Origin of the sequence: Streptomyces albipurpureus, assembly GCF_023701525.1 — a bacterium.
Taxonomy (GTDB): Bacteria; Actinomycetota; Actinomycetes; order Streptomycetales; family Streptomycetaceae; genus Streptomyces; species Streptomyces albipurpureus.
Genome location: NZ_JAMQAW010000001.1, coordinates 20,882 through 33,625 on the forward strand (window position 1 = coordinate 20,882; position 12,744 = coordinate 33,625).

Annotated in this window: 10 protein-coding genes and 2 pseudogenes; 11 read left to right on the top strand and 1 reads right to left on the bottom strand. The window is 67.6% G+C overall.

Annotation, left to right across the window (positions count from 1 at the left end; translation table 11 throughout):
• Positions 1–370: 370 nt before the first annotated feature.
• A protein-coding gene (locus NBG84_RS00105) for an IS5 family transposase (RefSeq protein ID WP_425608547.1) occupies positions 371–1,194 on the top strand; the annotation gives its coding sequence in 2 pieces (ribosomal slippage) (positions 371–706 and positions 709–1,194; 822 coding nt in all).
• A gap of 337 nt (positions 1,195–1,531) precedes the next feature.
• Positions 1,532–1,720: pseudogene (locus tag NBG84_RS41415) on the top strand (GNAT family N-acetyltransferase); the annotation flags it as partial.
• A gap of 109 nt (positions 1,721–1,829) precedes the next feature.
• Here NBG84_RS41415 and NBG84_RS00110 read toward each other — a convergent pair.
• Positions 1,830–2,513: a class I SAM-dependent methyltransferase gene (locus NBG84_RS00110; RefSeq protein ID WP_250917102.1), complete on the bottom strand. Its 684-nt coding sequence runs from the start codon at positions 2,511–2,513 to the stop codon at positions 1,830–1,832.
• Positions 2,514–2,738: 225 nt separating this feature from the next.
• Between NBG84_RS00110 and NBG84_RS00115 the strand changes: the two are divergent.
• From NBG84_RS00115 to NBG84_RS00155, 9 genes and pseudogenes are all read left to right on the top strand, one after another.
• Positions 2,739–3,174, top strand: a pseudogene (locus NBG84_RS00115) (PIG-L deacetylase family protein); the annotation flags it as partial.
• A gap of 631 nt (positions 3,175–3,805) precedes the next feature.
• Positions 3,806–4,054 (top strand): hypothetical protein, encoded by a 249-nt coding sequence (locus tag NBG84_RS00120; protein ID WP_250917103.1) that lies wholly within the window; start codon positions 3,806–3,808, stop codon positions 4,052–4,054.
• Positions 4,055–4,184: 130 nt separating this feature from the next.
• Positions 4,185–5,462: a YcaO-like family protein gene (locus NBG84_RS00125; protein WP_250917104.1), complete on the top strand. Its 1,278-nt coding sequence runs from the start codon at positions 4,185–4,187 to the stop codon at positions 5,460–5,462.
• A complete protein-coding gene (locus NBG84_RS00130; RefSeq protein WP_250917105.1) occupies positions 5,441–6,142 on the top strand; it encodes a TOMM precursor leader peptide-binding protein in 702 nt (233 codons plus the stop codon). The genes NBG84_RS00125 and NBG84_RS00130 overlap by 22 nt, the downstream gene beginning before the upstream one ends.
• Complete coding sequence (locus tag NBG84_RS00135; RefSeq protein ID WP_250917106.1) at positions 6,126–7,823, top strand: hypothetical protein; 1,698 nt, start codon at positions 6,126–6,128, stop codon at positions 7,821–7,823. Before NBG84_RS00130 ends, NBG84_RS00135 begins: the two co-directional genes overlap by 17 nt.
• Positions 7,807–8,508 (top strand): nitroreductase family protein, encoded by a 702-nt coding sequence (locus NBG84_RS00140; RefSeq protein ID WP_250917107.1) that lies wholly within the window; start codon positions 7,807–7,809, stop codon positions 8,506–8,508. Before NBG84_RS00135 ends, NBG84_RS00140 begins: the two co-directional genes overlap by 17 nt.
• Positions 8,501–10,267, top strand: a complete 1,767-nt coding sequence (locus tag NBG84_RS00145) for an ABC transporter ATP-binding protein (RefSeq protein WP_250917108.1) — start codon at positions 8,501–8,503, stop codon at positions 10,265–10,267. Before NBG84_RS00140 ends, NBG84_RS00145 begins: the two co-directional genes overlap by 8 nt.
• Positions 10,264–11,385, top strand: a complete 1,122-nt coding sequence (locus tag NBG84_RS00150) for a hypothetical protein (protein WP_250917109.1) — start codon at positions 10,264–10,266, stop codon at positions 11,383–11,385. Before NBG84_RS00145 ends, NBG84_RS00150 begins: the two co-directional genes overlap by 4 nt.
• Positions 11,386–11,399: 14 nt before the next feature.
• Complete coding sequence (locus NBG84_RS00155) at positions 11,400–12,452, top strand: glycosyl transferase (protein WP_250917110.1); 1,053 nt, start codon at positions 11,400–11,402, stop codon at positions 12,450–12,452.
• Positions 12,453–12,744: the final 292 nt, after the last annotated feature.

Consider the following 12,744-nt stretch of genomic DNA (forward strand, 5'->3'; position numbering starts at 1 on the left):
CCCTCACCCCACGCGTTTCGTTGCAGTGCTCCCCGTGAGTCCAGTCCATGCACTCTCCTACGACCGGACAAGACCAACGCTCGCCCCGCGAGCCGCTCACACCAGGGTCGCCATGCCGAGCGGCGGATCGCGCCACCCTCTCTATCCCCTCCTCAGAGGAGCGGCACCCCACCACGTCACACCACCGAACAACTCGGCGGCGCCATGATCAACGTCGCCCACGGCGGCACACCACACCCCGTGCTCCCGACCGGAACATCAACACATCCGTCCGTGGAGAAGACCCTCACAGCGCCGGGTGGGACACCCTTAGTAAAGGTCCTAACAGAAGCTCTTGATCATGTGACTTTCGGTCCGGGTAGTCGTTGGTATGGCCGTGGGGAAACGTCAGTCGCGGCCATGGATCGTGTCAGATGAACTGTGGTTGCTGATCGAGCCGTTGTTGCCCGAGCAGGCGCCCAAGCAGGTGGAGGGTCGCCCGCGGGTGCCGGACCGGCAGGCGCTCTGCGGGATCCTTTTCGTGCTGCATACCGGGATCCAGTGGGAGTACCTACCGCAGGAGCTGGGCTTCGGATCCGGCATGACCTGCTGGCGGCGCTTGGCTGCCTGGAACGATGCCGGCGTCTGGGACCAGCTGCACTTGGTGTTGCTGCGGAAGCTGCGGGTCGCGAAGAAGCTGGACTGGTCGCGGGCGGTGATCGACTCCTCCCACGTCAGGGCCGCTCGACGGGGCCCAAAAGCGGGCCCAGCCCGGTCGACCGTGCACGTCCGGGCAGCAAGCACCACCTGATCGTCGACGGGCAGGGCATTCCTCTCGCGGTGTCGCTGACCGGCGGGAACCGAAACGATGTAACCCAGTTGATGCCGCTGCTGCGGAAGATCCCGCCGGTCACCGGCCTGGTGGGGCGTCCCCGCAGACGCCCCGACACGCTCCTGGCCGACCGCGGCTACGACCACGACAAGTACCGCCGGCTCGTCTGGGCGACCGGCGTCAAACCCGTGATCGCCCGCCGCGGCGTCCCGCACGGGTCAGGACTCGGAATCCACCGGTGGGTTGTCGAGCGGACGATCGCGTGGCTCCACGGCTTCCGTCGGCTCCGGATTCGATGGGAACGACGCGACGACATCCACGAAGCCTTCCTCGGCCTCGCCACCTGCCTCATCACTCACCGACACGTCCAACGCCTTTGTTAGGACCTCTTAGCCGGCCGCATCCGCGCCCTGCGGGAGCGAGGTGCGGTGCTCGCGACGCTGTGGACGAACTCCAACGGATACGACCGCCCGCAAGGCGTGTTGGGAGGCGCCCGCGCAGATATTCACCTGGTCCGTGGCCACGGACGAGCTCAGGCGCAGCTTCCGGCGTCACGACTTCGACATCAGCCACGGTCTGGGCCCGGAAGCCGAGCGGCTCCGGCACGATCTCGCCCACCAGTGGAATGGCTCGCTGTTAGGGCCTGAACGATGGACTGCATGGCAGCGGGAAAAGTACGGGTCGACCTCCTAGCAATTCTGCGGGCGGGGCGCAGAGCCGGCCGGTTTCCTCTTGTTCAGTGCGTGGAACAGAGACAGAGCAGAGGTGGTGGTTCAGGAATTCTGGGCCGCCGACGACGATGCGGCATCGGCAATCCTGGAGTTCTTGGGAAGTTACAGCAGCTCGGTCCCCCCAATTGAGTTCGAGCGCACCAGCTTGCCGCCTCATCCCGTTCTGCTGCACAGCCTCCACCACAGTGATTCCGAAAGCGCACGGGCGAAACCCCGGCTGGATGTTCCGGATACTGAGCTTCAAGTGCGCCGGGGCCCGTCCTCGCCGTGGCCGGGCCGCCCTTCGCTCAAGTCGTGGGCGCTGTCCACGACATGGCGAGCGCGAAGCCGAGGTCGTCGAAGTGCGCCCCGGGGAACACGCTCCCATAGAGCTCACGGAACTGGGCCCGCGACAGATATCGGTCACTCAGCAGATGGTCCAGCCAGGGCGTGCTGTGCCAGAACCGGAGCAGGAACCAGGCATCGCGAAGGCCGACTCGGCGTACCTCCCTGGGAAAGTCCCGGACGGCGGGGACGGTGTATGCCTCGCGCGGGGGCGTCGGATACCTGTCGCTCACGTTGTCGATGAGCGCCACGACACCGCCCGGCCGGACCAGGTCGCGCAACCGCTCCAAACCGGCTTCGTAGTGCTTGATGTGATGCATCATCGTATGGCTGTAGACTAAATCGAACTTGGTTTCAGTGGGCAGCTCACACAGGTCGCTCACCATATAACGGACGTTTGGCCGGGACCTCTTATTCCGTGCGATGTCGATCAGTAGAGCGCTCAAGTCGACTCCCACAACCTCTTCGAAGTCGTCCGCCAACGCCTCGACAGCATGCCCCGAGCCGCATCCCACGTCGATTGCACGCTCACCCTTCAAACCCAGCTCAGTCAGCCAGGATGTGTTCTTCCCGGGAAGCAGGCTTACGAACCTGTCATATTCGAGGGCGAATTGGTCGAAGGACTGGGGATCGGTTCGCTGTTTCATGTGGAGGATGCTAGTGGAAAGCGAAAAGACCCGCTCGCCCGGATCCGCGCATCCGTGGTACTTCCCGTATCAACAGGCTGGAAATACCGAAGGTTTTAGGTGCGATGCACCGTACCCCTATGGCATGGCCGATTCGGCAGACTCACCTCCCGCCGTCTCACCTCCCGCCGTGCCCTCTTCGTGCCCGCCCACCCTGACGATGAATCCATCAACAACGGTGAGCCCATGGCGGAGTACGCGGCCGAAGGAGCCGCTGTCACTCTGGTGACCCGCCCGCTCGGCGAGGGAGGCCCCTCTATCCCCGTCGAGTTGGCGCATCTCGCTGCCGACCGGGAGGGCCGTCTCGGTCAGCACCGATGAAAGAGCTGGAATCGCTGATAAGGGAGTTGGGGTCAGCGACCGCCGCATCCTCGGCGCGGCCGGCCGCTATCGGGACTCGGACAGGATGGGTTCCGTACAGAACGAGCGCCCGCACTGCTTCTGGCGGGCCGACCTCGACGAGGCGGCCGGGCATCTGATCGAGGTGATCCGCGAGATGCGTCCACAGGTCGTTGTGACCTACCACGCAAACGGCGGGTACGGGCACCCCGCCCACATCCAGGCGCACCGCGTCGCGATGAGGTCCGCCGACCTCGCCACTGACGCGCCGTATGGCGTCGGCGCCGCCCTCGCTCGCGGTCCTTGAGAAGGTCCGGGAGTTCGAGTCGTAACGGACGCTGGTCAGGGCCGACGTGGAGGAGGCGCGCTGGAGACCTTGGTGGTAGTGGCGGGGGCGGTGGAGGTTAGCGATCTCCCTGGAAGTCGCCCACCACCGCGACCCGGGTCTGGCCGTCGACGAGCACTCATGCCCGGCAACCCGCCCGATCCGTACTCCGGCAATCCTCGTGCTCGGTGATTGGTTGGGGCTTGGGGTGTGTACCGCCCGCCCACCCGGGGGGTAGATCCGCTGCTGAGAGTCGCCGGGCAGCCCGGCGACGCAGGATGCCCTAAAAGTGCCGGTCAGATGGCCCAGCAGCAATGTGAGCGTCTGGGGCTGCGTGTTCGCGCGCCCGCCCACCACCCAGTTGACCGGCGTCGGAATAGCTCACTGGTGAAAACTGATGGTTCGTCAAAAAACGCAGAAATTTGGTTAGTTGCCGCAGCTACCGCATTCGCCTCCTTGGTTTCTTCACACTTCCTTGAGTATTCGAGGTGATCAACGGCCTTACGTTGAGCCTGACTCCGACACAGCGATGGTCTTAAGCCATCTAAGTGCCCGGAATGGCTTGTTTTCGCCTAAGAGGGGAACAGAGATGATTGACACCGATCTCACGTCACGAGTGGAGGTCGACCTCGTGGTCGACGACGCCGAGGCGTCCTGGGAGGACCTGGTCCGCGATCTGATCGCGGGTCCTGCGGACCCCTCGCGCATCCTCACGGACTGCGGCGCTTGCCAGAGCCTCTGCGGCGGTAGCCCCGGTTGCGTCGGCGGCGGCGGTTGCGGCCTGAACTGCAACACCGGCGGCTGGAGGTGTTCCCCCTGTGAATCCGCATGTCGCTAGTGCCGCTCCCGGTGAACACCGCCGGTCGAGGCAGTAGGTAGCGAATCGGCCCGCCGGCAGTGGCGTCTGCCGGCGGGTGCCGCCCGGACAAGGAACCGCTGTTCTTTGCCCTGACCTGAATGACGTGAACATGAAACAGCTTGATCCGCTGCTCTCGCGCTACGGCGTGGTCGGGGACGTCGTCTCCCTTTCCCGCTATCGCGGTCTGTCGGGGCTGAGCTCCTACGGGGTCGATCTCGGCAGTGCGTTCCCGGGCCTTGAGTCACATCAGGACAACCGGATGGTGGCAGGAGGGCACGCGCTGGGAGACAAGGACAGGGCACGCCTGCTCGCGATCGCCGAGGGATGCGAGCGCTACTCGGGGGCGCAGTTCGGTACCGACGGCGTTGTGACCGCCGCCGCGCACGATCTCGATGGCAGGGTGCTCGACTGGTCGCGCATCCCGCGGCTGTCCGACGCGGAGTATGCGCATCCGCGGTGCCCGCTCGTCCCGTTCGATCCGGCCGCGCCGATCAGATGGGTGCAGGGGGTGGATCTCCGGGACGGAGAATCCACCTGGTTGCCGCTCTCCATGGCGGCCTACCGGTCGGCTCACCGTTCGCCAGCCGAGCGTTTCGTGGCAGGCATCTCGACGGGCAGCGCCGTGCACACCGATCCCGCGAGTGCTGTCTTCGGCGGCCTGGGCGAGGTCGTCGAGCGTGACATGATCGCCATCCTGTGGCTCCAGAAGCTCCCGCTGCCGCACATTCCCCTCGGTTTTCTGGATGAGCGTGAACTCACCCTGATCGAGTGGGCACACGATCACTTCCTCGAAACCGTTCTACTCGATGCCACCAGCGACATCGGCATACCCACGGTGTACTGCCTACAGACCGCTCCGCATGACCGGACGATACGCACCATGGTCGGGTGCGGTACCGGACTCACGATGCAGGATGCCGCGTACAAGGCGTTGCTGGAAGTCACCTGTTTCCGCGATTCCCTGCACATGGAGTGGAATGAGCCCGAGTCCTTCGCCGACTACACCGATATCTCGGACGGCGCGAAGTACATGGGCAAGCCGGAGAATGCCGGGCACTTCGCCTTCCTCATCGATGACCGCCCCGACCGGCCTCCGTTCCAGGACCGCGGCCGGTATGCCGCCGATGCCGCTGAGGGGCTGACCCGCGCTGTCGGGAGGTTCGCCGAACTGGACATGCCGGTGATCGCCGTGGAGCGGACGACGACGGAGCTCGCTTCGGTCGGACTGCACTCGGTGACCGTGGTCATCCCGGACCTACAGCCGATGTCCCTGGTGCCGTTGGCCCAATACCACGCACATCCTCGGCTCTACTCCGCACCCGCGGCAATGGGCTATCGCGTTCTGCCTGTTGAGGAGTTGAACCCGTGTCCGCAACCGTTCGCCTGAGCCGTCTGTCCGTCTTCGGTACCGGCGCGTTCGGTGCCCGGGTGTCCGAACTGCTGCCGAAATCCTCGGGCCTGGACGTCACCCGGGTCGGTCCGGAGATCACCGGCGATATGCTCGCCGACGCTGATGCCGCCGTGCTGGTACTGGACCGTCCCGCCCGGCAGTTGGCCCGCCGATTCCGGCAGTTGGCCGCCGATGCGGGAAAGCCGTGGCTACTGATGGAGTACGACCACCCCGTCATCAGAGTGGGACCGTACTTCGATCCGGCGGGCGGCCCCTGCTTGGACTGTCTCCACGCACGTGAGGACCAGCACGCCAACAAGCCGGCGCCCCTCCAGAAACACGGACACGGACATGAACACCGGCACGGAGGGGACTGTTCGCACGCGCCGGCCCCCGCGTCAGCGGAGGAGGAGGGACTCGGCAGCGCGACAGCAGCCGGGGTCCTGCCACATCAGGCCCGCATCGCTGTGGGACTGCTGAGCCTGGCGCTGGCCGAGCCGGTTCGCGGGCGGGTGGTCACCGTGGATCTCCGCACGGCAGCGATGCGCTCGGACCAGGTGATCGGCTGCCACGGCTGCCCGCACTGCGGCGACGCGACCGAACGCATGCTCCTCTCGCGACAGCTCGACCACCTGTTCCACACCGTGGGAGGCGTCACTCATGACCAGCACAACTAGTTTCCCCGCCGACGGGCTCCGACCCAGGTTGCGCGGTGGGGTGGCGGTCTCCGCCGCCGACGGTCAGGTCGTCTTCTCGGCCGGCCAGATCCGCAAGAGGATCGGCGGAGGCGACGCCCTTCGGCTCCTGCTCCCGGTCGCGACGGCGATGGACGGACGCCGCACGGTCGGCGACCTCGCCGCAGAGACGGACCTGCCGTACGAGGCGGTGGCCCAGGCCGTGGCACTGCTGGTGAAGCAGGGGCTCGTCCTCTCCGGTGAGGTCTCATCGACGAGGCCGCTGGCAGCCGGCGTCGTCGACTACCTGGAACTGACCGCCGGTACTTCGGCTTCCTTCCGCGACGCCTCCGAGGTCCTGGAACGCCTGTCTCGATGCGCGGTGCTGATCGTCGCCCCACCGGAGCACGCCGAAGCCATCCGCGACGACCTGGCGATGAGCGGCGTCGGAACAGTCCACAGCGCGTCCACACCGGCCGGGGCCGGGAAAGAGGTGCTCGACAGCCTGCGGGAAGCGGCGGGCAGCCTCGTGGTGCTGCACGGCCCGCCCCGCCACGACGACGGCACGGACAGCTTCGCCGACGACTGCGCGCGCCTCGATATCGCGGTACTGCACTACGCGGCCCACCAAGCGCAGGTCGATCTCGGTCCGCTGATGCATCCACGGACGACGCTGTGCTGGCGGTGCTTCACCAGCGGCTACCTCGCGGAGTTCGGAAACGAACAGCCGTCCCCGGCCGGCGCCGCGACAGGGATGGTCGCCGCCGGACTGGTGGCGGGCGAAGTGCTGGCCTACCTGGCCGACATCGACAGCATGCGCACGAACCAGGCTCTCGTCCGCTGGACCCTGCCGGACTCCGCCGAGGTGCGGTACACGGTCACCGCCGAGGCCGGCTGTGCTACGTGTGCCACAACGTCCCGCTGCTCGGGGAAGCTTGCGGCCGTACTTGAGGCGTACGAGGACACCGTCGCCGCGCATCCCCTCGCCGACCGGCCTCAACCGCCGGTCACCGCGGCGCAGGAGAAGCGCCTGACGGCACTGAGCAAGGGACGCGAGTCGTTCGCCACCGCACCGGTGATACCCCTGCCCCCGGTACCGACGACCCCGGCAGGCGCCCCGACCGGTGACGAACTGACCGCGGCCGAGGCGGCGGGCGTACCCGATGCGGCATTCGTCGCCGACCTGGCGGCGATGGTGGCGGGGCTGCGCGGGGACGGCTCACACCGCAGGTGGGCGGCGTCTGGGGGAGGCCTCGGATCGGTCGAGCTGTATCTGATGTGCGCGGACACCGTCTCCGGTCTGCCCGCGCACACCCTGCTGAAGTACGACGACATCGGACACCGGCTCCTCACCACCCGCCGGACCCATGGGCCCGACATGTGGCAGTCCATGCTCGACGCGACCGGAACCACGGACAGCCCAGACGTCGTTGTGGTCCTCGTCGGCGCGCTCTGGAGGCTGAAGCTCAAGTACGGCAATTTCGGGATGCGGCTGGGGCACCTCGACGCGGGGTGCGCCCTCGCACAACTGCACGCGGTGGCCACCGATCAAGGAGCGCACGTCACCCTGAACGACCACTGGCAGCCGACGCTGCCGAAACTGCTGGAACTCAAGGAAGACGAACAGGTCATGGCTACGGCCGGACTGTGGACCCCCGGAGCGCGCCATGCCACTGATCAATGAGACCGAGCTGTGGCCGCGGACGAAGCGTGCCCTCGCCCCCGCCGACAGCCCCGACGAGCGCACCTCTCCCGGCCGGCCGCCCGCCGGGGACACCTCCCCGATCTCCCAGGGCACGGCGCTCCACGATGTGCTGACAGCCCGTCGATCGGTCCGCCAGTTCCGGAAGGACCCGGTTGTCGACACCGACCTCGCCACCATCCTGAGCCTGGCAACGTCAACCGACCGGCAGATGTGGCCGCGCGGTACGGCCGAAACCACTCCGCAGGCATGGCTGGTCAGCGGTCTGACGGGTACCTCGGGAGTGCGGCTGCGCCAGTACACCTCAAAGGAGTCCAGGGTGGGGGAACACCTCGTGGAGGAGTTCACCGACCACGGAGACTGTGCCGTGCTCGCCCCACTCGCCATGCGCTACGTTCCGGCCCCGGTAGCGGTGCTGATCTGCGCGGGCATCACCGACGGCACCGGCGCCAACTACACCCAGGCGCTCCTTCGGGCATCGGCGTTCGGATACAACGCGTGGCTGGCGGCGGTCGCCGCTGGTCTCGGCGGCAGTGTGCACGGCCGTTCATCACCCGAGGTGACCCGCATCGTGCGCCGGCACTCCGGCACACCGGCGAGGCATCTGTTCACCCTTGTGCTCGGGCACCCGGCCGAAGCCCCGGGCAGGGGTCCGGACCGTGAGTGACAGCGAACGGATACAGGTACGCGCTCTTGGCCGGCGCGTACTGCGGCGGTTCGCCGCGCACAAGGCCGGCTTCGCGCTGTCCCTGCTGACCGTCGTACTGTCCACGGGGCTCGGGATCGCCGGGCCGCTGTTCCTCCGCGTCATCGTCGACGAGGCCGTGCCCCAGCGCGACCGGGCGCTGCTGATGTGGATGTGTCTGGGCATGCTCGCCGTGGGCATCGCCCAGAGCGGCTTCTTCTACCTGCAGAGCAGGCTGACGAACTCGATCGGTCTCGGGGTGGTCCACGGTCTGCGGGTCGATGTGTACCAGCGGGTGCAGTCGATGCCGATCACCTTCCACGCCGGACGGTCGGGATCCGAGGTGCAGACGAGGCTGGCCAGTGACATCGGCGGCATCTCCGATGTGATCACCTTCACCGCCCAGCACGCGCTCGGGTCCCTGACGATGGTCGTCACCATCGGAACGGCCATGCTCATCCTGAGCTGGCCCATCGCCGTGGTGGCGATCGGTCTCACGCTAGGGCTGGTCATCATGAACCAGCGCTACGCCGAACGACAGCGGCTGCTGGCTGTCGAGGCGCAGGAGCACACCTCGGAGATGATGCGCCTGGCCGGCGAGCACCTCTCCCTGCCCGGTGTCCTCATGGGACGTACGATGCGCTGCTGGGACGGCCAGCGGGACCGGTTCCGGGCATCGTCGGCGGCCATCACCGATCTGACGATCCGTGAGCGGTCCATGGCGACCAGCGCGGAGTCGATCATCGGCGTCTCCTTCGCGGTGATCCCCCCGGTCGTCTACTGGATGGCCGGAGGCGGCTTCACCAGCCTGTCGATCGGCACCGCGATCGTGCTGGTCGTACTTCAGCTCCAGCTTGCGCAGCCGATCCGGGCACTGCTCGGCCTGAGCACGTCCGTACGGCGCTCCCTCGCACACTTCGACCGGATCTTCGAGTACATCGACCTCGGGCCGACGGCGGCCCTGCCGGCGCCGCGCGGGCCGGACACCGGAACCCGGGTACCAGCGGCCGGCATCACCCTGCGTGAGGTCTCCTACCGCTATCCGGAGAGCGGCAGGAGCACACTGCGCGGGATCGACCTGGACTTCCCCGCCGGTTCCACCACCATGATCGTGGGGTCCACCGGCTCCGGGAAGAGCACGCTGGGCTACCTGGTGGCGGGACTGCTGGAGCCCGGCGCCGGTACGGTCCGGGTGTCCGGCGGCGAGGAGAAGCCGTCCGAGACGGTCCTGCTGGTGCCCCAGGAGCCCGGCATTTTCAACGCCACCTTCCGGGAGAACCTCCTCCTCGCCCGGCCCGGCGCCACCGAGGCAGAACTGCGTGAAGTGCTGTTCCGGCTGGCTCTCGACGATCTCGTCTCTTCCTTCCCCGAGGGACTGGACACCTCGGTCGGCGAAAGGGGCTACCAGCTCTCCGGTGGCGAACGCCAGCGGCTCGGGCTCGCCCGCGCCCTGCTGTCGGACGCCCCCGTCGTCGTACTCGATGAGGTGACGAGCGCGCTGGACTGGGCGACGGCACGAACGGTGCAGGCGGCGCTGGAGGAACTCCGCGGCAACCGGACCATGATCGTCATCAGTCACCGGCTGTCCGGAGCCAAGGACACCGACCGCGTCGTGGTCCTCGCGGAAGGCCTCGTCGCCGAGGAGGGCACCCACGGCGAACTCCGTACCGCGCCCGGCCGGTACTCCGACCTCCTGCGTATGCGCGACGAGGACCTGTCCGAGGCGGGTAAGGCGCCGTGAACTCCTCCATCCGACTCTCCGCGGCGATCATGACCCATCCCGCCCGCAGGGCGAGAGCCCTCGCACTCAGGGACAGCCATCCGGAGTTGAGCCTCCAGGTCGTCGAGGATCCCGACCCCTACGGCCCCGGCTCCTGTTCGGCGAGGACCGCGGTGTTCGCGTGGGGGACGGTGGCCCCCGAGGCCACCCACCACCTGGTCCTTCAGGACGACGCCGTCCCCGTTCCGGACCTGCGGGAACGTGTGCTGCGCGCGGTCGGGGAGCGGCCAGCCGCCGCGATCAGCCTCTACACGGAATGGGCTTCGGCCACGTCGTCCGCCGTCCACCTGGCGGCCTGGCTCGGACAGCCCTTCGCCGAGGTGTGCGACCCGTACACACCCTGTATCGGACTCGTTCTGCCGGCGGAGGCAGCCCGTGAACTCGCGAGGACGAGGCCGGAGGTTCCACAGGACGACGTCATGATCGCCGGCGTGCTGCGCCGGATCGGGGTTCCCGTGTACGTGACCGTTCCCAACCTGGTCCAGCACGCGACCGAGGTGAGTCTCACCGGCAATACCCCGATGGGGCTGCGGCTGGCCGCGTGTTACTCCACCGGGCCCCACACCGACACTTCGCCGGTCGTGGATGCCAGTGTGGACCTGCTGCCCTGCTTCTCACGCTCGTACGGCAGGCCGTACTACCTGGAACGGGACCCCGGCAGCGCCTGGGGCTGGTCTCAGCGCGGCCTGCTCGACCTCCTGCGGCGGCGAGACGTGGATGTGCCCGCACTGCAACGCACCGCGGCCCGCCGGGCGGCGGGCCTGCACCGCGCCGAGCCGGCTCTGCGACCCGACATCGTCATCAGCCTGTGGATCACCGCGTGGCTGGGGGGCGCCGAACTCCGCCGGCTCCTCGACGACCACGCCGTGGACCCGGTCGAGGTGCTCGACCGGAGACTGGGGCAGATCGCCCTGGCCACCATCGGCCCCGGGATCTTCGACCAGTACCTGCTGCCGGAACGGCTCTTGAAACTGTCACCCGTCCTGGAGACCTTCGCCCGTGAGGCGTTCATCGAGGGCGTCACGCCGTCCGGTGGCCGTGGCGGACAATTCCCCGACCGCCAGTCGCTCAGCAGCTGAAGAGGAACCTACCGATGAGAGTCAATTTCGTCTCACGCGGTCACGGCTACGGCCACGCCGCCAGAGACCTGAGGATCATGGCCGCCATGCGCCAGGTGAACCCCGGGATACAGATCAGGCTGGCTTCGGCGGGGAGCGGAGCGGACTACTACCGCTCCCGCGGTGTCGAGGCCGTCGACCTCGGTTTCGACGACGCCGACGACATGGGTGAGGCGGCGAGTTGGCGCATCTGGCGATTCCTGTACGAGCATGCCGACGCGGACCTGGTGGTGAGTGACGAGTTCCTCACCGTGCCCGGCTTCTGCCGCCATGTACTCGACATTCCCAATGTGCTGATCACCGACTGGTTCTTCGCCGAGCTCGGCCGGCCCGAGTTCGACGCGGGACTGGACAACGCAGGGGAAGTAGTGGTCCCCGACTTTCCCGAGGCGCACCCGCTCTCCCCGGCCACCACCGCGCCGGTCTGGTACTGCGGACCCCTGGTGGACTCCTTCGGCCCACAGCGGGCAGATGCGCGGAAGGCCCTCGGCATCGACGAGGACGCGCTCGTCCTGACCGTGGCGGCGGGTGGCCGCCCGGACCGCATCGCCGCACTGCGGATCCAGTTGCAGGCACTCCAAGCATGGAGCGGACACGCCGCGATCGGGGACCAACTGCTCCTCCTGTCAGACCCCCCGCCCACCCGGGGGCGGGTCCCGACCGCCCCCAATATCCAGTGGGTCGGGCGGAGTGACCGGCCCGAACTGTACTACCGGGCCGCCGATGTCGTGCTGGCCGACGCTTTGGGCTTCACCAGCTGCGAACTCGTTGCCAACGGCGTACCGGTCATCGCCTCCGTCACCCCCGACCCCGACCGGGAGACACGCATCGGATTCACCGAGCGCATGGACACATTGGAGCGGATCGGCCTGCTGACCCGCACCAGCACCGACGAGGACCCCGCGAAGTTGTGGGACCTCGTCCAGGAGATGCGCCGACGGGCCGACGGCGATCCGGTATCCGAGGACATCTGGGCCGATCCCCTGGAAGTCGCCACCCGGATACTGGGCCACGGCCGGGTGAGCTGAACCTCTTTCCCCGGTCTCGCCGGGCGGGAGTGATCAACAGACCCCCACCCGGCGAGACCGATCCCCCGATCGGAGACCCCGCACTCCGCAACAGGATTCGAAGCACCGCCGGTTATCCATTCCCCACTCATGAGCCTCCCCATTTCCCCGGCGGAACGAGCCGCCCGGGGCGGACGTGGTTGACCCCACGGGATCTCACCGTGCGCACGTGGTCACTGGGACCGCAGTGGCCACTCGAACCACATGGCGCCACTGTTCACCACTTCCCTGATGATTGAGCGAGTTCAAGCGT

What these genes read in the sequence shown, in the direction of transcription:
- NBG84_RS00110 (WP_250917102.1), bottom strand. Translation starts at nt 2,513, where the DNA reads ATGAAACAGCGAACCGATCCCCAGTCCTTCGACCAATTCGCCCTCGAA.
- NBG84_RS00125 (WP_250917104.1), top strand. Translation starts at nt 4,185, where the DNA reads ATGAAACAGCTTGATCCGCTGCTCTCGCGCTACGGCGTGGTCGGGGAC.
- NBG84_RS00135 (WP_250917106.1), top strand. Translation starts at nt 6,126, where the DNA reads ATGACCAGCACAACTAGTTTCCCCGCCGACGGGCTCCGACCCAGGTTG.
- NBG84_RS00120 (WP_250917103.1), top strand. Translation starts at nt 3,806, where the DNA reads ATGATTGACACCGATCTCACGTCACGAGTGGAGGTCGACCTCGTGGTC.
- NBG84_RS00155 (WP_250917110.1), top strand. Translation starts at nt 11,400, where the DNA reads ATGAGAGTCAATTTCGTCTCACGCGGTCACGGCTACGGCCACGCCGCC.
- NBG84_RS00140 (WP_250917107.1), top strand. Translation starts at nt 7,807, where the DNA reads ATGCCACTGATCAATGAGACCGAGCTGTGGCCGCGGACGAAGCGTGCC.